This window comes from Mesorhizobium muleiense (genome assembly GCF_900099905.1).
GTDB classification, from domain to species: domain Bacteria; phylum Pseudomonadota; class Alphaproteobacteria; order Rhizobiales; family Rhizobiaceae; genus Mesorhizobium; species Mesorhizobium muleiense.
Map to the genome: position 1 here is coordinate 1 of NZ_FNEE01000036.1, position 20,205 is coordinate 20,205.

Consider the following 20,205-nt stretch of genomic DNA (forward strand, 5'->3'; position numbering starts at 1 on the left):
GAACATTCACACCTGGACACTTTCATGCCCTGGTAGACTTATTCTCTCAAAACGTGTCCGCCAAAGTCTCGTTCGAACCCAACATCCCTGGCGGGATGAAAGGCTCAGCAGGACTCTGCCGCCCACGTTTCTCTTTCTTCAATATTCAATTATCAAAGAACAGACATCGCAGACGCGGTGTCGTGGCCCGTACGCTTGTGGCTCGGGGCCGTTCGAGTGTCGCTCACGCGGCTCTCTTGAATTTCGCAGAGGGCAGATCTAGAAGCGAACTTCTTCGTCGCCAGCGGCGCGCCGCCCTCGTTGGTGAGGCGTATATAGTCGGCGCCCATCCAAAGTGTCAACAACGATTTCAATCTTTTTTGCGGAGAACTGTTACGCTTTTGGCGTCTCAGTTCAGGGGCGCACTACACCATGTCTTAGGTGCGATTTGTTACCTATGTCTCCGCGCGGGACCCGGCGGAGGAACCGTCTCCCGTCCTTTCACCCTATATGGGAACAAAACGGGAAGCTTCAAGGGTCACGCCGCCCATGTCCGGTCTGCAAGGCGGTATTTACGGCAAACGGGACCGGAGCCCGATGGTTCCGGCGAATATCTATGGCGGCGCGGCCCAACGGCTGGAACCATTCGGCCCGGCTGTTAGTTCCATCAGCGAAGAACGAGGCCGCCGAGCGAGCGTCGCAGCGCGACAGGCCTGAGGCCCTCAATACGTCTTCCAGACCAATCTCGCTCGACGACTGCCGGCGTTGATGCCGTTCTGGGCGCGAACAGGGAGATTCACCATGAAAGTCGCTGAGATAATGACCCCCAACGTTCATCTCGCCAGTCCTGGCGAGTCGTTGCAGAAAATCGCGAAACGCATGGCGGTTGACGATGTCGGATTCCTGCCAGTTGGAGAAAACGACCGACTCGTCGGAACGATCACCGATCGTGACATCGTCGTGCGTGCGGTCGCCGAGGGCAAGGACGGCAATGCCACGGTCCGCGACGTGATGACCAAGGATGTCAAATACTGCTTCGAGGACGAAGATATCGAGCACGTCGCCCAGAATATGGGTGACATCCAGGTCAGGCGGTTGCCTGTCCTCAATCGCGACAAGCGCCTGGTGGGCGTGGTCTCGCTCGCGGACGCGGTGCTGAAGGAAGATCCGGCAACCGCCGGAATCGCGATGTCCGGTGTCGTCGTACCCGGCGGCGCACACGCGACGTAAAGCGCTCTGCCCGGCTGCGTGGTCAAACTGAGTTCAGCGGCGCATTAGCGCTGTCGCGTCTCAAAGCGACGGCTCTACCGAGCCGTAAATCAGGCCTTCCTGTCATAATGCCGGGGACGTCGATGACGCTCCCGGCTGCTCCAGTATCTTTGCACGTTTCCCACTTGCGCTCTTGGCCGTGGCTCAGAGCTACGTTTGGGCGATGTCAGTTCGGTGCCACCGCGGTATCGCCCGGCACTACACCCTTGGCAGCCTGTTCGATGACGTCGGCTACGGCCTGTGGCTGGGTAAGGAATACCACATGGCTGCCTTTGACCTCGGTGGTGACCGCCCCGATACGATCGGCGGTGCTCCGAAGCAGTTCGGGCGCAATAGCGCCGTCCTCAGTCGCGACAACGTACCAGCTTGGCTTGGTCTTCCACGCCGCCGTCGTCACCTTGGCCTCAAGCGCCTTCATAGCGATCGGCACTTGGGAGTCGCGCAGGAATGCGGCATCGGCATCCTTGGTATCCCCAGCAAAGCCGGCCTTAAACGTCTCAATCTTCAGGAACGCGAAGCCATCGGGCTGCACGTCAGGCTGAAAGTTCGGCGGCGGAGGAATTTCGGCATATTGGTCCAGCGTGGATTGACCGACATCTGGAGCGAAGGCAGCGACATAGACGAGGCCCGCAACATTGGCAGCGTTGCCGGCTTCTGTAATTACCGTGCCACCGTAGGAATGACCGACGAGGATGGCTGGCCCATCCTGCCGGGCGAGCACGCGACGCGTTGCGGCGACATCGTCTTCGAACGACGTGAGCGGATTCTGGACGATCGAGACTTTGTAGCCACGACTTGTTAGTTGGTCGTAGACGCCTCGCCATCCAGCTCCGTCGGCAAAGGCGCCGTGGACGAGAACGACGTTGCGGAGCGGCGCGCTTTGTGCGTCAGCAGCAGTTACCGAAAGCGTCAGCGCACCGACGGCGATCGCTAGGGATTTGATCATGGCAGTTCTCCAGTTGGTTTTGCTGTTGATAGGACAATCATGATCTACCCTGACGGACCTGACTTGATTACCGAGCGGATTAGGACATCAATGTCTCAAAATGAGAGACAATCCGAACTTGCTGGAGGACTCATATGCTGCGCGACTTCAGCGATACGGTCGCTTTTGTAAAGGTGGTGCAGGAAGGGAGCTTCACAGCGGCAGCGCGCGTGCTCAAGGTGCCGAAGACACGGGTCAGCCGGAAGGTGCAGGAGCTGGAATCCAGACTGCGGACACAACTGCTGAATCGGACAACGCGCAGCCTGAAGCTGACTGAAGCGGGCGCGGTATATTTCCAGCACTGCGAACGAGTGGTGAAGAATCTGGAGGATGCGGAGAACGCAGTGGCGGAGTTGCAGCAACATCCGCGCGGATGGCTTCGGATTGCAGCCTCGTACTGGCTGGCAACTCGCGTCCTCACTCCGCTGCTCACCGAGTTTCGCCGCTTCTATCCAGAGGTGTTACCGCAATTGCTTCTTGGGCACGAGGTCGTCGACCTTGTCGCCAAGGACATAGACATCGCTTTCCGGCTCCAGGAAGGCACCCTGCCCGATTCCACGCTAACGGCTCGGCGGCTCGGCGCATTGCCGATGGGCATCTATGGGGCCCCGACCTACCTGGAACGTGCGGGGACGCCACAGCATCCATCGGAGCTGACGGAACATGCCTGTCTGTTGACAGAGTTCTATTTCAATCGTCCGGCAGTAGAATGGCCCCTATCGAGCGGCGGCGAGCGGTCCCAGTTCAAAGTACGAGCAGTGGCCGTCGCCAGCGATCCAGAGGCTCTTCACGGGTTCCTGCTGGAGGGAGTTGGTCTGTTCATGACCAACCATGTGCGCGTCAAGTCGGACGTTGCCGCTGGGAGACTGGTTCGTGTCCTACCCGAGTGGGCAGGGCCCGAACCAACCCTCTATGCGATCCGGCCTGGAGGCGGCGTTCAGCCCCCCAAAGTTAAAGCATTTTTGGACTTTCTCATTCCGAGGCTCGATTTGAAGAGGATTGACAGCAAAGCGAGTCACATCTGAAGTCGATCCTGCCTACCATGCGCTTCTTCCACCGCAACGATTGTTTCAAACTGACCACTACTCCATTGGCTCAGCCGGCTGAGCCAGTTTGACTCAAGCGTAGGGCCCTATCAACGTTACACCGATTTAATGTGCAAGCGAGCGGGAGAATTGCCATAAAGCTTTGATATCGACGGGCCATCCCCTGTGTCGGAGGGTGCTGTCGCGTCTACTTCAGCTTGGGAAGCGTAGACGGGATCTTGCCAACCGGAGTGCCGATGGCCGCCTGGAAACAGATCGTTTTTTCACTTGTGATCCTCGTCGCGGCCGCGGCCGCCTGGGTTCGCTTTTTTCCAGGCGCGCCGGATGTGCTGGCGCGCTGGGGCATCGAATGGGCTGATGCCGCGACGCCTCCGACAGCGACGAGCGCCGTCGACAACGCCGGGCAAGCGGGCCGCCGCAGCGACGCCGGCCAACTGGCGACTATCGTCGCATTGCCGGCGGCCACGGCCGTCATCAATGATCGCCTGCGGGCAATCGGCACCGGCCGAGCCTACGCCTCGGTGACGGTCAATCCCTACAGTTCAGGCCGCCTGGTCGAATTTCTGGTCGAGTCCGGCGCCCATGTCGAAAAAGGACAGATCATTGCCACCCTCGATTCCGACACCGAGGTGATCGCACAGGACCGCGCAAAGGTTGCCTTGCAGGACGCGCAGGCCAAGCTCGACCGGGTCAAATCGTTGCGGGCTTCCAACGCTGCGACGGCGGTCTCCGTTGCCGATGCCGAGGTGGTGCTGGCCAATGCCAAGCTGGCGCTTCGCGATGCGGAACTGGCCTTGCAGCGCCGCTCGATCGTCGCGCCGATCGCCGGCGTCGTCGGCATCCTGCCGATATCAGCCGGCAACTATGTGACCAGCCAGTCGGCGGTCGCCACCCTTGACGACCGCTCCAGCATACTGGTCGAATTCTGGGTGCCGGAGCGCTTCGCCGCCGTCGTCAAAGTCGGCGCGCAATTGTCGGCGACGCCAATCGCCAACCCAAACAAAGCCTATACCGGCACGGTCTCCGCCATCGACAACCACATCGATGAAGCCAGCCGTACCCTTCTGGTCAAGGCAAAGATCGCCAATCCGGCCGATTCGCTGCGTGCCGGCATGTCCTTCCAGATCACCATGAAGTTCCCCGGCGACAGCTATCCTGCGGTCAGTCCGCTGGCGATACAATGGGGTTCGGACGGCGCCTATATCTGGACCATCGTGGACGGCAAGGCCAAGCGGGTTGCGGTGCGCATCATCCAGCGCAACACTGAGACCGTGCTGATCGATGCCCCAATCGTCAGCGGCGACATGGTGGTGACCGAGGGCACCCAGAATGTCAGCGAAGGCGGCGAGGTCCGCATCGCCGGCGAACAACTGCGCGCCGCGGACGCCGACGGCTGATGACCGCAACCAACAACGCAGCCAGCGACACAGGATTCACCGCGCTGTTCATCCGCAGGCCGGTGATGGCCTTCGTTTTGAACACGCTGATCGCGGTCGCCGGCCTTGCTGCCTTTTACGGTGTCGAAATCCGCGAACTGCCGGATGTCGATCGCGCCGTCGTCACCGTCAACACGACCTTTGAAGGCGCTGCAGCCGAGACCGTCGACCGCGAATTGACCGACGTGATTGAGGGCGCGGTCGCCCGCGTCTCTGGTGTGAAGTCGATCTCGTCCACCTCGTCCTTCGGCACAAGCCGCGTCACCATCGAATTCAACGACGGCGTCGACCTCGACGTCGCCGCCTCCGATGTGCGCGATGGCGTCGGCCGCGTCGCCGACCAGATGCCGGATACGGCGGATGCGCCTCGCATCGTCAAGGCCGATGCCAATTCCGAGCCGGTGATGCGGCTGGCTGTCACCTCCGACACCATGTCGGTGCAGGACATGACGGTGCTGGTCCAGGACCAGATCGAGGACGAGCTTGCCGCGGTGCCTGGCGTAGCCGACGTCCAGGTCTATGGCGACCGCGACAAGATATTTCGCATCGATGTCGATCAGAACAAGCTCGCCGGCCTGGGCTTCACCGTCGCCGACCTGAGGACAGCGCTGGCCTCGGTCGCTTTCGATTCGCCTGCCGGCTCGATCACCACGACCAACCAGGATCTGATCGTGCGTCCGACGGCGGACGTGACCACGCCGGAGGAGTTCGAAAACATCATCATCGGCGGCACGACCCGCATTCGCGACGTCGCCACCGTCACGCTCGGCCCCGACATCGGTCAGACCACATTGCGTTCGAACGGCAAGACCGGCATCGGTCTCGGCATCATCCGCCAGGCGGAATCGAACACGCTGGATATTTCGACCGGCGTCAGGGCCGCCGTCGCCGCGCTGCAGGCGGATCTGCCTCAGGGCATGTCGATCAAGGTCACCAGCGACGATGCGGTCTTCGTCAACGGCGCGGTGCATGAGGTCGAGATCGCACTCGGCCTGTCCGTCTCCATCGTGCTGATCGTCATCTATGTGTTTCTCCTCGACTGGCGCGCGACGCTCATTCCTGGGCTTGCGATGCCGGTCGCCATGATCGGGACGATCGCCGCCATCTATCTTGCCGGCTTCTCGGTCAACATATTGACGCTGCTGGCCCTGGTGCTGGCGACGGGCCTGGTCGTCGACGACGCCATCGTCGTTCTGGAAAACATCGTGCGACGCCGCAACGAAGGCATGGGGCCACGTGCCGCAGCCGTGCTTGGCGCTCAGGAAGTGTTTTTCGCCGTCATCGCCACGACGCTGACGCTGGTCGCCGTCTTCGTGCCGATCTCCTTCCTGCCCGGCCAGACCGGCGGCCTGTTCCGCGAATTCGGCTTCGTTCTCGCCATATCGGTGCTTCTGTCCGCCGTCGTGGCGCTGACCCTTTGTCCGATGCTTGCCTCGCGCATGCTGTCGGTTGCCCCGCTTCACTACGAAGGCGGCAGCGGCATCGGTGCCCGCATCGGCCGCGCACTGAACACGCTCTACCGGCGCTGCCTGCGCATCTGCCTCGACGCGCCGTGGATCGTGCTCCTGGTCGCGCTGCTGTTTGCAGCCACCGCCTTCACGCTGTTCGGCACGATTCGCCAGGAACTGACGCCGACCGAGGATCGTGCCGTCGTGCTCATGCGCGTCGACGCGCCGCAAGGCGTCAGCCTCGACTACACGACGCAGCAGATGCAGAAGATCGAAAAACTGATCGAGCCGCTGCGCGATTCCGGCGAAATCCGCAATACGTTCGAGAGCGCCGGCCGCAACGGCGCCTATAATGCCGGGTTCATGGTGATGACGCTGGCGCCATGGGACGAGCGCACCCGCAGCCAGCAGCAGATCATGGCCGACATCAGACGGCTCACCCGGCAGGTGCCGAGCGTGCGCGTCTTTCCGATGCAGCCCAACAGCCTCGGGATTCGCGGCGCCGGCAACGGCCTGCAGTTCGCGCTGGTCGGCAACAACCGTGCGGCGCTCGGCGACGCTGCGGTGAAGATCATCGCCGAGATGCAGAAGGACGCCCGCTTCCAGTCGCCCCGGCTCTCCGTCGACCCGACGCAGCCCCAGCTTTCCGTCGCCATCGACCGCGAGCGCGCTTCCGACCTCGGCATCGACATCACCAGGCTGGCCGATTCCTTCCAGGCCATGCTCGACGGCAATGATGTCGTCGATGTCTATATCGCCGACCGCAGCTACGGGGTGAAACTCGTCTCGACGACCAATCCGATCAACGATCCGACCGATCTGGAGAACATCTTCCTGAAGACGGCCGACGGCCGCTTCGTGCCGATGTCGACCATCGCCACTTTGACCGAGCGCGCCGTGCCGCCCTCGCTGACCCGCGAGCAGCAGCAGCCGTCGGTGGCGATCACCTCCAACCTCAGCGGTGATTTCGCGCTCGGCCAGGCGCTCGCCCGCGCCGAGGCAATCGCCACGCCGCTTCTGCCGTCGGGCAGCCGCATCGTCCCGTTGGCCGAGGCGGCGACACTGGGCGAGACCAACAGCGCCATGATCACCATCTTCGGTTTCTCGCTGGTCATCATCCTTTTGGTGCTCGCCGCCCAGTTCGAGAGTTTCGTCAGCGCGGTCATCATCATGGCGACGGTGCCGCTCGGCCTTGCCTGCGCGATCTTTGCCCTTTTGCTCAGCGGTACCAGCCTCAACGCCTACAGCCAGATCGGCCTGGTGCTCCTGGTCGGCGTCATGGCCAAGAACGGCATCCTGATCGTCGAGTTCGCCAATCAGTTGCGCGACCGCGGGCTCGGCGTGCGCGAGGCGATCGAGCAGGCCTCCACCATAAGGCTGCGGCCGGTGATGATGACAATGATCTGCACCGTGCTCGGCGGCGTGCCGCTGGTGCTGGCGAGCGGCGCCGGCGCCGAGGCGCGCATCGCGCTTGGCTGGGTGATCGTCGGCGGTCTGGGCCTGGCCACCGTCTCGACGCTGTTCCTGACACCGGTCGCCTATCTCCTGCTCGGCCGCTTCGTCACGCCGAAGGTGGAAGAGGCATCGCGGCTGAAACGCGAGCTCGAACAAGCCGCCTACACCAATGTCGAGCCGGCTGAGTAGGCAGGACAATCGCTTCAGCTTAGACCAGTGACCGCTCATTCCGAGCGTTTGCGTTGCCCCTCATCTGCCTGCCGGCATCCTCTGCCCGTATAGGGACGGGGAGAGGGCCTCTCGTCACCGGTTTCGCCAATCACCGGCGTCGCAAGAAGGGCGCCGGCGTTGCGATCAGCTCCTTCTCCCGTCACTATTGCGGGGAGAAGTGCCCGGCAGGGCGATAAGGGGCGGCGCCGACTTCAACAAGTTGATCTCCAATACAAATTGGGCACTATCATTTGCCTGAAGAGATTTGCGGCCCTGACCATGGCAGCCTTTCTTCTGGGCGAGGCACGGGCGCGGAGGAATTGCGATGAGCTATCTGGACGAGCTGTTTTCGGTGGCTGGCAAGACCGCGCTGGTGACCGGGGCTGCGACCGGCATCGGCCGCATGGCGGCGACCGCTTTGGTCAGGGCCGGCGCCACCGTGATGATCGCCTCGCGCAAGGGTGAGGACTGCATCAGGGTTGCCGATGACCTGAACGGCCTCGGCGGCACCGGCCGGGCCCAGGGCTTTGCCGGCGATGTCTCCAGCGAGGCTGGCATCGCGGCACTGGTCGACGAGGTCAAGGCGCGGACCGAGCGGCTGAACATCCTGGTCAACAATGCCGGCGTCTCCTGGGGGGCGCCGCTGGAAAGTTTTCCCTACCATGCCTGGGCCAGGGTGTTCGGCGTCAACGTCACTGCGGTCTTCCAACTGACGCGCGAGCTTCTGCCGCTGCTCGACGCCGCCGCCAGCGATGCCGATCCGGCCCGGGTGATCAATCTGGGTTCGGTGATGGGCACGCAGCCGCTGGCCGACGACGCTTACTCCTACTCTGCCTCAAAGGCTGCTGTTCACCATCTGACGCGCATCTTGGCGATCGAGTTCGCCGCCCGCCGCATCACCGTCAATGCCTTCGCCCCCGGCCCCTTCCAGAGCCGGATGACAGCTTTTGCCACCGCGAGCGAGGAACAGGCAAGACAAGTCGGCGGCCATGTTCCGCTTCGTCGCATCGGCGCGTCGGATGACATTGCCGGCGCAACGCTCTATTTGTGCAGCCGTGCCGGCAGCTATGTCACCGGCGCCATCCTGCCGATCGATGGCGGGCAGTCGGTGCAGCATGGGCTGACACTGTTCAAGGAATGAAGCCGCTCGCGCTCCGGACGGTTGAAATGGAGGACATCAGCGTGGAACCGATCAGTCTCGATGTGCTTCTGGCCAGCGTCGGCAAGGAGGTCGGCGTGTCGCCGTGGCGGGTGGTCTCGCAGCGCATGATCGACCAGTTCGCCGACGCCACCGACGACCACCAGTTCATCCATTGCGACCCGGAGCGCGCCAAGCGCGAGACGCCGTTCGGCGGCACCATCGCGCATGGTTTTCTGTCGCTTTCGCTTCTGTCGGCGATGACCTTCGAGACCATGCCGCCGCTCGAAAACAGCAAGATGGGCGTCAACCATGGTTTTGACTCGCTGCGCTTCCTGGCGCCGGTGAAGACCGGCGCGCGCATCCGCACCCGTTTCGTGCTGGCCGACGTCAAGGTCAGGCCGTCGGGGTGGGTGCAGACCGCGCATGACGTGACGATCGAGATCGAGGGCTCGAAAAAGCCGGCGCTGACCGCGCGCTGGCTGACGCTGACATTGATCGAGCGCGAGCCAGAAGCGGCCTGAACGGTTCAACGAACCTCGCCAGAGATCATCTTCATGTGCCGGCCGACCTGCAGGGCAATGTAGACGACCAGTGCGCAACCGATCGGAAACACGATCTCGTTGAGGCCGGTTGTGATCGCCCGCGGCAATTCAAGCGCAACGCCGTTCGCCGCGGCCGTCTCAATCGTCAGCACCGTGATTCCGCCGCCGAACACCGCGCCTATCGCGGTGCCTGCCAGCGCAAAATGGAGCGGACGGGGTTTTTCCTTCGACGCCAGCGAGGCCAGGATCCAGCCGAGCAGGCCATATTCGATCGCCCGCAGCACGCCCAGCGTGGTGAGCGAGAGGGTGGCCGGTTTTGTGGCCGCATCAAGAGCAGTTACCATGACCTTTTGCGACCCCTTGGCGATGGCCATCGCCAGTGGTGCCGAGATTGCAGCGATCAGGCCGCCGAGCGAGGCTCGTACCTTGGCGATCGCCGTGCCGAGGCTGAGACCGGCGCAGACGAAGAACGCCCACGTCACGCCTTGCGCCAATTCGATCAGGATCAGGGTGGTAGCCGGGTGAGAACCCGCTGCAAGCCTGACAGCCAGAGTAAGCGCCTCCATGGCGAATCCGAGCGCGATCGCCAACCATGCAACCATGACCACCCGCCTGAGGGCCAGCATGGCATCGTGAGAAAGTGGATCTGCGTTTGGCGCAACGGAAGAAAGCTCGGTCATGGTCATCTCGGCCCTAGCAACAAAATCTCTTGGCCGGGCTGCAGCTAACCTCTGGTTGTAACAGTCCGATGTCGCGTCGTTCTGCCCAGGTAACACGTGTGATCGATGTTTGGGCGAAAATGGCTGAGAAGGACGCCGATTTTTGACCGCGCCTTGTCCGATTCCGTACAGCGTATATAATTTAGCCAGCCACAAACAGAAGGCAGGCGAAAATTGCCGCTTAGCGTCCAGACACGCCGCGAGAAACAAAAGGCCGAACTGCGCTCCGAACTTGTCGACGCCGCGCACAAGCTCGTCCAGGAAGAAGGCTATGAAGGCCTCACCATCCGCAAGCTGGCCAAGCGTGTCGGCTATGCGCCGATGTCGGTATATTCCTATTTTGCCGACAAGCAGGACATCTTGTTCGCGTTGGCCGAGGACGCGTTCAAGACTCTGGCAAAGCGTATCGAGGATCACCCGGCCGACGATCCGATCGAGGCGCTGCAAGTGGTGATGACCGAATATGCGGCCTTCGGCCTTGGCAACCCCAACGAGTATCGCACGATATTCATGACCGAGAAGGTCAAGCCCCCGGAAGGCAGGACCTTCGCCGAGATGCAGGAGGGCAACCCGTTGATGAAGGTGCTGATCAAGAGGGTCGAAGCCTGCGTCGCAGCCGGCAGGCTGAAGGGCGATCCGCGCGCCATCGCCACCATGCTGTGGGCGGTCGGCCACGGCACGATCTCGCTGCTGATCACCTTTCCCTACTATCCGTTCGGCGACCAGCAGGCTTTCGTCAAGCGGATGTGCGACTTCACGCTTGCCGCGCTGGCCACGCAGGACGTGCCGCCGCTGACCGAGACGCCGGTCAACTGCTGAAGGGTTTTTGTTCGGTTTCGGATAGCTGACAGGCAAGCGAAACAGGGCGAAGGCCTGGGGAATCAATCTATGCGTGTAGGACCCTGGTGGCCTGGATCGCGACCCGGCGGGCTAGCGCCACGCTCGCCGTCAAAATTTCGTACATGTACAATTTCCGACTTGAACTTCATATTCGCCGGTCGTATATGTACGCTATGTCGTACATGTACAAATCCAGTCGTCCAGCCCGGAGACAGACCATGAAAAAGACAATCCTCACCGTCGCGGCAGTGCTTGCATTCTCGGGCGCTGCCTTCGCCGACCAGAGTCAGCCCGACAAACAGGCGCCGGCCGCGGCCTGCGCCGACACCGGCATCAAGCTCGATTGCGGCGCGACCGGATCGGTCGAGAAGGCAGGCGCGGCCACCCACAAGGGCTCAACGGAAAGCAAGGACCCGCGGCTCGGCATCGACATCGACCCGTGGATCGTGCCCAGCACGTTCTGACGTTCGAAACAAAAGCGACGACAGGAAATCCTGACCGCCTGCTCTCGTGGCCGGCGACCCGGCTCGCCGGAGCCTGATGAATGTTATTTCCTGCGCTTCTTCATTCCGGCCACGATCTTGGCCTTGCCAGGTCTTGCAGGAGCGCCGGGAATCGAAGTCCCGGTGATCGACACCGGATCGCTGGCCGGAAACGTGTCCTCGAGCCCTTCCTCGAGTTCCTCTTCAATGTTTGGTTCTTTGTGCTGCTCGTGTTCGAACGAGCGCACGGCCGGCGTCTTCTGAGCCGCTGGATTCGGCGCGGATTTCGACGGCATCGACATTCTCCCCGACTTGCTCCGGCAAACGGTCGAGCCCAGCGAACATTCCTAAGCCGCTGCGTCGCCGGCCGCCTCCGACAGGAAAGTAAAGACATAATCGGAAAAAGAGCGCCAGCATTCAACCCGGAACGCGTCGGCTGCGATGCGCAACAGCACGATCTCGGCCTTGCCCAGGATGGTGCGCGAAGCCGCGCCCACCGGCAAGACGTCCAGCGACAGATCCTGCGGACAGCCTGAATTGATCGTCGCCGCCGCCGCTGGACCGATGACCGAGATGGCGACGTTGCGATGCGAGATGCCGACCGCCGAATGCAGCACTGTGACCTCGGCGCAATCGGCGAGCGGGTCTTTTCCCACCTCGTCGATGACCAGCCATTCGTCCGGCCCAAGCCACAATGCCGTGCGCCCGGCCTTTGCCGCCGAGGTTTTGGGCTTCCGCGGCAGGTTCACTCCAAGCGCCTTCGAAAGCGCCGCGACCGAGGCGTCCGGCGCGCGCAGCGAAATACGCTGCGCCGGCGGCAACACAGCAAGCGTAACGCCGGTTACGGAAAGCTCCTGACCGGCGAGAGCCGGCCGGCGTTCGACCGACGGCGCAGCGGCGGCAGATTCCTTCGCGGCAGCCTTAGCCATTGAGGCGCTCCCCCTTGTCGTCAAAGAACACCATGCCGGTGACCTCCACCTCGATTGTCGCATTGGGCATCGGCACGTAGAGCGTCTCGCCCATCCGGTCGCGGCCGCCGGCAACCAGGGCCAGCGCAATCGAGCGGCCGCAATTTTCCGACCAGTAGCTCGAGGTGACATGGCCAATCATCGTCATCGGGATCGCCTGCTTCGGATCGCCGACGATCTGCGCGCCTTCTTCCAGCACGACTTTTGGGTCTTTGGTCTTCAGGCCGACAAGCTGCTTGCGCCCCTTGGCGACCAGGTCGGGCCGAGCCATGCCCCTGATACCGACGAAATCGGTCTTCTTCTTGCCGACCGCCCAGTCGAGCCCGGCATCGCCGGGCGTCACCGTGCCGTCGGTGTCCTGGCCGACGATGATGTAGCCTTTTTCGGCACGCAGCACGTGCATCGCCTCGGTACCGTAGGCACAGGCGCCGTGCTTCTGGCCCTCGGCCCACAGCGCTTCCCAGACGGCCTGGCCGTAGTCGGCCGGCACATTGACCTCGAAGCCGCGCTCGCCGGTGAACGACATCCGGAACAGCCTTGTCGGCACGCCGCAGATCCTGCCTTCGCGCACCGACATATGCGGCAGCGCCCCGTCCGACATGTCGATGCCCTCGACCAGCGGCGCGATGATCTCTCGCGACTTCGGTCCCTGCACGGCGATCACCGCCCACTGCTCGGTGGTCGAGGTCAACCATACGTTGAGATGCGGAAACTCGGTCTGGAGATAGTCCTCCATATGGTTCATGACGCGCGGCGCACCGCCCGTCGTCGTCGTCACGTGGAAACGGTCGGCTGCAAGCCTGCCAACGACACCGTCGTCATAGATGAAACCATCCTCGCGCAGCATGATGCCATAGCGGCAGCGGCCGGGCTCCAGTTTCTCCCACGGATTGGTATAGAGCAGCTCCATGAACTTCGCCGCATCCGGCCCGACCACCTCGATCTTGCCCAGCGTCGAGGCGTCGAACAGGCCGGCCGTCTTGCGCACCGTAACACACTCGCGATCGACCGCGGCGTGCATGTCCTCGCCTGCTTTGGGAAAATACCAGGCGCGCTTCCATTGGCCGACATCCTCGAACACCGCACCTTGAGCCTCGGCCCACGGATGGATCGCCGTCTTGCGGGTCGGGTCGAAGAGCGGACCCCGCGCGTGTCCGACGATCGAACCGAAGGTCACCGGCGTGTAAGGCGCCCGGAACGTCGTCAGGCCGACTTGCGGGATCGGCTTGCCCAGCGTCTCGGCGGCGATGGCCAGGCCGTGCATGTTCGAGGTCTTGCCCTGGTCGGTCGCCATGCCATTGGTGGTGAAGCGCTTGACGTGCTCGATCGAGCGCATGCCTTCATGCACCGCCTGGCGGATGTCCTTGGCGGTGACGTCGTTCTGGAAGTCGACGAAGGCTTTTACCGTCGTGTCCGGCCCGGCGCCGGGCGCCGCACCCAGCATGCCGCGCGACCAGCTCTCGCTGGCGTCGACCTTCGGCTTGGTGCCCTTGACGACGTTGGCCCCGGCATTCTTGACGCCCGCATCCTTCGCCGCTTTGGCGCCCGCCGCATAGGCCTCGTCGATCGTCGCCGACAGCCCGTCGGTGCCGTTGCAGGCGCCGACCGAGACGCAATCCTGGGCGTAGGTGCCGGGCACGAAACGCTTGGTCTCGTCGTTGAAGGCGACCTTGCCGCGCGATTGCGAGAACAGATGCACCGACGGCGTCCAGCCGGCCGACATCAGGATGGCGTCGACCGGGATGGTGCGCTCGCCGCCGCCATTCTTCGGCTGCACGGTCATCGACGAAACCCGCAATTTGCCGCCGGCGCGGATCACCGCGCGGCCGAAATTGACCTCGATGCCGAGCGCCCTCGCCTCGTCGATCACCGACCCGGTCGGGTTGTCGCGCAGGTCGACTATCGCCGCCACGCCGATGCCGGCCTTCTTCAGGTCAATCGCCGCCGCATAGGCGGAGTCATTGGCGGTATAGACGCCGACATTCCTGCCGACCGCGACGCCAAAATGGTTGAGATAGGTGCGCGCCGCCGACGCCAGCATGACCCCTGGCCTATCGTTGTCGGCAAACACCATGTGCCGTTCGATGGCACCGGTCGCCAGCACCACGCGTTTGGCGCGGACCTGCCACAGCCGCTCGCGCGGCAGTTCGCGGCCGAGGTTCTGCAGATGGTCGCTGACGCGCTCGACCAGCCCGACGAAATTCTGCGCGTAATAGCCGAAGGCCGTGGTGCGCGACAGCACGCGGACATTGTCCATGGCCCTGAGTGTCGCGACTGCGCCTTGCGCCCAGGCAAAACCGTCCTGGCCGTCGATCATGGCGCCGCTTTCGAAGCGCAGGCTGCCGCCGAAATCCACCTGCTCGTCGGCAAGGATGACGCGTACGCCGGTTTCGGCCGCGGCAAGTGCGGCGGCGATGCCGGCAGCACCGCCGCCCAGCACCAGCACATCGCAATGGGCAAAGCGCGCCGAATAATGGTCGGGATCCGGCTGGTCGGGAGCGACGCCAAGCCCTGCCGCAGCCCTGATCCTGGGCTCGTAAAAGTTTTTCCAGGCGAACTTCGGCCACATGAAGGTCTTGTAGTAAAAGCCCGCCGAAAGCAGCGGCGAGGCGATGTCGCCGAGCGCGCTGACGTCGAAGGCCAATGACGGCCAGCGGTTCTGCGACTGTGCCGTCAGCCCGTCATAGAGCTCCTGCACGGTGGCACGGACATTTGGCGTCCTCCTGGCCGAGTCGCGCTTGATCTCAACCAGCGCGTTGGGCTCTTCCGCCCCGGCGGACAGGAAGCCGCGCGGCCGGTGATATTTGAACGAACGGCCGACCAGATGGACGCCGTTGGCGAGCAGCGCCGAGGCCAGCGTTTCGCCTTCGACGCCGGCATAGGACTGGCCGTCGAAGCTGAACCGCGCGGTCTCTGCCTGCTTGAGGCGCCCGGCGCCGGGAATGCGGAACGTCGCGATCATTCGAAGGCTCCCGGCAGCTTCGCCGGCTTCGGCTCGCCGGCCTTGTAGGTCATCAGGAACCTGTCGCTGACGGTGTCACGCACGGCATTGAAGAACCGCGCGCAGCCATGCATGTGCCGCCAGCGCTCATAGATGATGCCTTTGGGATTCGAGCGGATGAAGAAGAACTTTTCGAAATCGTCGTCGCTTGTCGCGGCCATATCCGCCGAACGCGCGATATGTGCCTCGCCGGCGTTGCGGAATTCGAGTTCCGGACGCTCTTCCTCGCAATAGGGGCAGCGGATGAGAAGCATCAATCGACTTTCTTGGGTTTGATCGACTCACCGTGCGGAGAGGCGTCATGCTTGCCACGGTTTGTCACAACATTTTTTTCGTCAGGACCGTCTTCGATGAGTAGTCCTACTGACCGCAATTTCTCTCTGGCTCGATCGACGTCCACCTGCTTTCGCGGTCCAAAGAACCTAGGCCTTGGATAGGTGTCGTTCAGAAACATGTCCGCGAAAAATTTCGGTAGCATAGACGCCACCACGCAGCCAAAGGTAGGTACTCCGATTACGGCAAACATGGCCCCCATGACAGGATCGACCGTATTTGCCTCGTATCCAATTCGAACCAAAATCTCCCGAACCACCAGCAGTGCGAACAGCACCGTGCCCCCAACGAGGGCCAATCCGAAAAGCAAGGTGTGAGTCTTGCGCGTCATTGCGGTGCTCAGTGCGCCACCGCCGCCGCCGCCGCCTCGTCGATCAGGCGGCCGGTGCGGAAGCGCTCGATGGTGAAGGGCGCGTTGATCGGGTGCGGATCGTCCCTGGCGATGGTGTGGGCAAAGACATGGCCCGAGCCCGGCGTCGCCTTGAAGCCGCCCGTGCCCCAGCCGCAATTGACATAGAGGCCGGGCACCGGCGTCTTGGCCAGGATCGGCGAGCGGTCGGGCGTCACGTCGACGATGCCGCCCCACGAGCGCAGCATCTTCATGCGCGTGAACATCGGGAACATCTCGCAGATGGCGTCGAGCGTGTGCTGCAGGATGTGCAGGCCGCCGGTCTGCGAATAGGAGATATACTGGTCGGTACCGGCGCCGATGACCAGTTCGCCCTTGTCGGACTGCGAGATATAGGCGTGCACCGTGTTCGACATCACCACGCAGGGGAAGACCGGCTTGACCGGCTCGGAAACCAGCGCCTGCAGCGGATAGCTTTCCAGCGGCATCCGCACGCCGGCCATGTCCATGATGACGGACGAATGGCCGGCGGCAACGACGCCGACTTTTTTGGCGCCGATGAAGCCGCGCGTCGTCTCGACGCCGGTGACCGAACCGTTCGGCGCCCGCTTGACGCCGGTGACCTCGCAATTCTGGATGATGTGGACGCCGCGCGCCGAGGCACCGCGCGCATAGCCCCAGGCGACCGCATCGTGGCGGGCGGTGCCGCCGCGACGCTGCAGGGTCGCGCCCATCACCGGATAGCGGGCATCGCGCGAAATGTTGAGCGGCGGGCAGAATTCCTTGGCGGCTTCCGGCGTCAGCCATTCATTGTCGATGCCGTTCAGACGGTTGGCATGGACGTGGCGTTTCAAGACCTGGATGTCGTGCACATTGTGGGCCAGCATCATGACGCCGCGCGGCGAATACATGACGTTGTAGTTGAGCTCCTGGCTGAGCCCATCCCACAGCTTCAGCGCGTGGTCGTAGATGCCGGCGCTCTCGTCATAGAGATAGTTGGAGCGGATGATGGTGGTGTTGCGGCCGGTATTGCCGCCGCCGAGCCAGCCCTTTTCCAGCACCGCGACATTGGTGATGCCGTGCACCGTGGCGAGATAATAGGCGGTGGCCAGGCCATGGCCGCCGGCGCCGACGATGATGACGTCGTACTCCTTCTTCGGCTCTGGCGAGGACCACTGTTCCTCCCAGCCCTTGTGGCCGCGCATGGCCTCGCGGGCGATGGCGAATACCGAGTATTTCTTCAACGTTCCAGCCTCGCAGATAGCGGCCGGACATCCAATCGAGCCCCGGCGCGCGAGGTGTATCACTAGCGAAACAGCGCTGCCACCCTTGCGCTGTTTGCGACGGCGCTTGCCGTTTTGCGCCACGGCCAAAAAGACCTGTCGAGCAACGAGCCGAACGACGCATCCGGACGCCTTCAGGTATCGGGTGGCTCGTGCCGCCTCGATCTGCGACCAAGCATCCGATTGCCGGCGAAAGCTGGCGCGAAAGAAGGATGCAAAAAATGCTCGCACTCGCCAACAAGATCGCCATCGTCACCGGCGCCAGTTCCGGCATCGGCCGCGCCACGGCAAAACTCTTTGCCGAGGAAGGCGCCAAGCTGGTCGTCGCTGCCCGTCGCCAGGCAGAGCTGGACGCGCTCGTCGCGGAAATCGAGGAAGCCGACGGCACGGCGATCGCCCTTGCCGGCGACGTTCGCGACGAAGCTTATGCCAAAGCCCTTGTCGACTTGGCGGTCGAGAAATTCGGCGGGCTGGATATCGCCTTCAACAACGCCGGCTCGGTCGGCAAGACGGGCCCGATTTCGGAGCTGTCGCTGGAGGGATGGCGAGAAACGCTCGACACCAACCTGACCAGCGCCTTTCTCGGCGCGAAATACCAGGTGCCGGCCATGATCAATCGCGGCGGCGGTTCGCTGATCTTCACCTCTACCTTTGTCGGCCATACCGTCGGCATGCCCGGCATGACCAGCTATGCCGCAAGCAAGGCCGGGCTGATCGGATTGACGCAGGTGCTTGCCGCCGAATACGGCGCCAAAGGCGTGCGTGTCAACGCGCTGCTGCCGGGCGGCACCGACACGCCTTCGGCAACATTCAAGACACCCGAATCGCGAGCCTTCGTTGAAAACCTGCATGCCTTGAAGCGCGTCGCCGAGCCTGAGGAGATCGCCCACTCGGCGCTCTATCTGGCTTCTGACGCGTCGAGCTTCACCACCGGAACCGCGCTGTTTGCCGATGGCGGGGTTTCGATCAATCGGACGTGAGGCGTTTCCCGCATGGGCAAGCAAGCCGCTATGTCGCAAAAGCGGTCTTGCTTTCCAGTGCGATTTGGCGATTTCTTCGGACACTTTTGTTCGAAGACGGGCCTAAAACATGCTGCTGATCAGGACCTACATCGCTGCTAGCGCAATCCAGGGCGTCGGCGTGTTCGCCGCCGAGCCGATCAGGAAGGGAGCGTCGATCTGGCGGCTCGATCCGGATCTCGACCGGCTGATCCCGATCGAAAAATATAGGACGGCGCCGCCGCACCTCAGGGAATTGCTCGACAGATATGCCTATCCAAGCCCGGACCGGCCCGGATTCATCGTCTATGAGGTCGACAATGGCCGCTTCATGAACCATTCCGAAAGGCCGAACACTGATTTTTCTCGGTATGGCGGGGCAACCGCGATCCGCGCCATAGCGGCGGGCGAGGAAATAACCTGCGACTACGGCGAGTTCTTCGAGGATTTCGAGCGGCTTCATTTGACCGCGGCATAGAGGAAGCCCGCCGGCCCGAGCCGAAGTATGATCGGCTCCGGGCCACATTTCCAGCCCCCAGATCAGTTCCGATGGGCGTGCGGCTGGTCGGTGTGGCGGCCTTCATACTGCAGATCCAGCTCGCGAATCGCCTCCTTGCCCTTCTCCGAATCGACAAGCCTGAGAAGCGCGTCGATCTTGGCCTCCATACGGTCGGTACTCTCCTTCGATTGCGGCGATCCGACGAAGAGCAGGAACGCCAGGCCACCGACCTGCCAGAGCAGCTGCAGGAATTCCGACTGCCAGTTCTCGAGCGTGTCGCGGCTCATCTCGATCAGATAGCCGCCGAATTCGGGCGGTTGGCCAAGCGCTCGCTGCTCGTCGAGATAGGCGAACCAGCCGAAAACCCAGTGGCCGACAAGCGAGATGATGAAGAAGCCGAGGGTAATCCAGGCATAACTGTAAGCCCGCCAGACCGAAGGTCGCTTCACGTTGCTCGCCGGCCTGCTGTGGTCATCGCTTGGCATTGTCGCTGTCCGACGCCGAGCGAGCCAGGAACTGCTCCGTAGTCGCGGGCAGCTTGTTGTGCAGCCACTCGGCCATCGCCTCCTCTTCACGCAGATTTTGTTCGCAGGCCCGGGCGATCTCCGTTTCGCCGAGGGACTCGGCGGTTGCGATCAGGATCGTGTAGGATGCGATCTCCATGTGCTCGAAGGTGTAGCTCGCCAGTGAGCCTTTCATCACCTCGTCGCCGGCGAAGACGCCGCTTAGCGACTGCGCCATCGCCAGCAGCTTGCCGCCGGCGTCCTTCAGCGCGGACGTATCTTCGCCCAGTCTTTCCAGGCAGGTTCCGAGGCGCGCGGCGTGTCCCTTCGTCTCATCGAGGTGCAGCCTGATGCGCTTGCTGAGCTCGGGATAACTCTCCAGCCGATTGAGCTGGCCGTTCAGCATGGTTTCGGCCTGCTCCTCCATCGCATGCGCATCCTTGAGCCATTGGACGAGCCATTCACGGGTGCCTGACATCGGTTTTCCCCTGTGCTTGCTTCGCCGCAACAACCATTGGGGAACGAGGTTGGTTCCTTCGTTGATAGAGCCGGGCGGAGCGTTTTGCCGGGATGGGGCAGCCAAGAATTTATCGGTGTCGGAGAAAACGATCGCTCATCGGCGCGGAGAGCCCGCCCGAGCAGGCGAATATGCTACCAGAGGTCGCGTAATTCCTTGTTTTGTGACGGCAGTTATGCTATTGCTTTGCGCATGGTGTGAT

20 protein-coding genes are annotated in these 20,205 nt (G+C 62.8%); 10 read left to right on the forward strand and 10 right to left on the reverse strand.

From position 1 onward, the window contains the following. Positions 1–780 precede the first annotated feature (780 nt). On the forward strand, positions 781–1,209 hold the full coding sequence (locus BLT09_RS31735; RefSeq protein ID WP_091600429.1) for a CBS domain-containing protein: 429 nt from the start codon (positions 781–783) through the stop codon (positions 1,207–1,209). A 205-nt stretch (positions 1,210–1,414) separates the two neighbouring features. Here BLT09_RS31735 and BLT09_RS31740 read toward each other — a convergent pair whose 3' ends face one another. After that, positions 1,415–2,194, reverse strand: coding sequence for an alpha/beta fold hydrolase (locus tag BLT09_RS31740; RefSeq protein WP_091600430.1), 780 nt, complete (start codon positions 2,192–2,194; stop codon positions 1,415–1,417). Positions 2,195–2,328: 134 nt separating this feature from the next. Between BLT09_RS31740 and BLT09_RS31745 the strand changes: the two genes are divergently transcribed. The 5 genes from BLT09_RS31745 (at position 2,329) to BLT09_RS31770 (ending at position 9,490) form a co-directional block, all read left to right on the forward strand. After that, positions 2,329–3,258, forward strand: a complete 930-nt coding sequence (locus BLT09_RS31745; RefSeq protein WP_091600431.1) for a LysR family transcriptional regulator — start codon at positions 2,329–2,331, stop codon at positions 3,256–3,258. 257 nt (positions 3,259–3,515) lie between these two features. Next, positions 3,516–4,676 carry an efflux RND transporter periplasmic adaptor subunit gene (locus BLT09_RS31750; RefSeq protein WP_091600432.1) on the forward strand — a complete coding sequence of 387 codons (1,161 nt, stop codon included), beginning with the start codon at positions 3,516–3,518 and terminating at the stop codon, positions 4,674–4,676. Further along, a complete protein-coding gene (locus BLT09_RS31755; protein ID WP_091600433.1) occupies positions 4,676–7,807 on the forward strand; it encodes an efflux RND transporter permease subunit in 3,132 nt (1,043 codons plus the stop codon). Before BLT09_RS31750 ends, BLT09_RS31755 begins: the two co-directional genes overlap by 1 nt. 346 nt (positions 7,808–8,153) lie before the next feature. Further along, positions 8,154–8,969, forward strand: coding sequence for an SDR family oxidoreductase (locus BLT09_RS31765; protein WP_091600435.1), 816 nt, complete (start codon positions 8,154–8,156; stop codon positions 8,967–8,969). A 26-nt stretch (positions 8,970–8,995) separates the two neighbouring features. Continuing rightward, entirely contained in the window at positions 8,996–9,490 is a 495-nt protein-coding gene (locus BLT09_RS31770; protein WP_268929563.1) for a MaoC family dehydratase, read from the forward strand. Positions 9,491–9,495: 5 nt separating this feature from the next. Here the strand turns inward: BLT09_RS31770 and BLT09_RS31775 are convergent, their stop codons facing one another. Then, positions 9,496–10,440: a hypothetical protein gene (locus BLT09_RS31775; RefSeq protein WP_139172724.1), complete on the reverse strand. Its 945-nt coding sequence runs from the start codon at positions 10,438–10,440 to the stop codon at positions 9,496–9,498. Between BLT09_RS31775 and BLT09_RS31780 the strand changes: the two genes are divergently transcribed. Beyond that, positions 10,405–11,049 carry a TetR/AcrR family transcriptional regulator gene (locus BLT09_RS31780; RefSeq protein ID WP_091600437.1) on the forward strand — a complete coding sequence of 215 codons (645 nt, stop codon included), beginning with the start codon at positions 10,405–10,407 and terminating at the stop codon, positions 11,047–11,049. The genes BLT09_RS31775 and BLT09_RS31780 overlap by 36 nt on opposite strands. A gap of 239 nt (positions 11,050–11,288) precedes the next feature. Further along, a complete protein-coding gene (locus tag BLT09_RS31785) occupies positions 11,289–11,534 on the forward strand; it encodes a DUF680 domain-containing protein (RefSeq protein ID WP_091600438.1) in 246 nt (81 codons plus the stop codon). Positions 11,535–11,617: 83 nt separating this feature from the next. Here the strand turns inward: BLT09_RS31785 and BLT09_RS31790 are convergent, their stop codons facing one another. From BLT09_RS31790 to BLT09_RS31815, 6 genes are read right to left on the reverse strand one after another with little or no spacing between them, the layout of a single operon-like run. After that, entirely contained in the window at positions 11,618–11,848 is a 231-nt protein-coding gene (locus BLT09_RS31790) for a hypothetical protein (RefSeq protein ID WP_023797528.1), read from the reverse strand. 51 nt (positions 11,849–11,899) lie between these two features. Next, a complete protein-coding gene (locus tag BLT09_RS31795; protein ID WP_091600439.1) occupies positions 11,900–12,481 on the reverse strand; it encodes a sarcosine oxidase subunit gamma in 582 nt (193 codons plus the stop codon). Continuing rightward, positions 12,474–15,482, reverse strand: a complete 3,009-nt coding sequence (locus BLT09_RS31800) for a sarcosine oxidase subunit alpha (protein WP_091600440.1) — start codon at positions 15,480–15,482, stop codon at positions 12,474–12,476. The genes BLT09_RS31795 and BLT09_RS31800 overlap by 8 nt, the downstream gene beginning before the upstream one ends. Further along, a complete protein-coding gene (locus BLT09_RS31805) occupies positions 15,479–15,775 on the reverse strand; it encodes a sarcosine oxidase subunit delta (protein ID WP_091600441.1) in 297 nt (98 codons plus the stop codon). The genes BLT09_RS31800 and BLT09_RS31805 overlap by 4 nt, the downstream gene beginning before the upstream one ends. After that, entirely contained in the window at positions 15,775–16,185 is a 411-nt protein-coding gene (locus tag BLT09_RS31810) for a hypothetical protein (protein WP_091600442.1), read from the reverse strand. Before BLT09_RS31810 ends, BLT09_RS31805 begins: the two co-directional genes overlap by 1 nt. Positions 16,186–16,193: 8 nt before the next feature. Further along, complete coding sequence (locus BLT09_RS31815) at positions 16,194–17,447, reverse strand: sarcosine oxidase subunit beta (RefSeq protein ID WP_091600443.1); 1,254 nt, start codon at positions 17,445–17,447, stop codon at positions 16,194–16,196. Positions 17,448–17,707: 260 nt separating this feature from the next. Here BLT09_RS31815 and BLT09_RS31820 point away from each other — a divergent pair, with 260 nt between their 5' ends. Beyond that, positions 17,708–18,466, forward strand: coding sequence for an SDR family oxidoreductase (locus BLT09_RS31820; protein WP_091600470.1), 759 nt, complete (start codon positions 17,708–17,710; stop codon positions 18,464–18,466). A gap of 109 nt (positions 18,467–18,575) precedes the next feature. Continuing rightward, positions 18,576–18,962 (forward strand): SET domain-containing protein, encoded by a 387-nt coding sequence (locus tag BLT09_RS31825; RefSeq protein ID WP_091600444.1) that lies wholly within the window; start codon positions 18,576–18,578, stop codon positions 18,960–18,962. A 62-nt stretch (positions 18,963–19,024) separates the two neighbouring features. Here the strand turns inward: BLT09_RS31825 and BLT09_RS31830 are convergent, their stop codons facing one another. Together BLT09_RS31830 and BLT09_RS31835 are read right to left on the reverse strand one after the other, a co-directional pair. Then, positions 19,025–19,432: a DUF6766 family protein gene (locus BLT09_RS31830; RefSeq protein ID WP_236473439.1), complete on the reverse strand. Its 408-nt coding sequence runs from the start codon at positions 19,430–19,432 to the stop codon at positions 19,025–19,027. Positions 19,433–19,454: 22 nt separating this feature from the next. Continuing rightward, the gene (locus tag BLT09_RS31835; protein WP_091600446.1) at positions 19,455–19,964 is read right to left on the reverse strand and encodes a YciE/YciF ferroxidase family protein; all 510 of its coding nucleotides are present in this window, start codon (positions 19,962–19,964) and stop codon (positions 19,455–19,457) included. Positions 19,965–20,205: the final 241 nt, after the last annotated feature.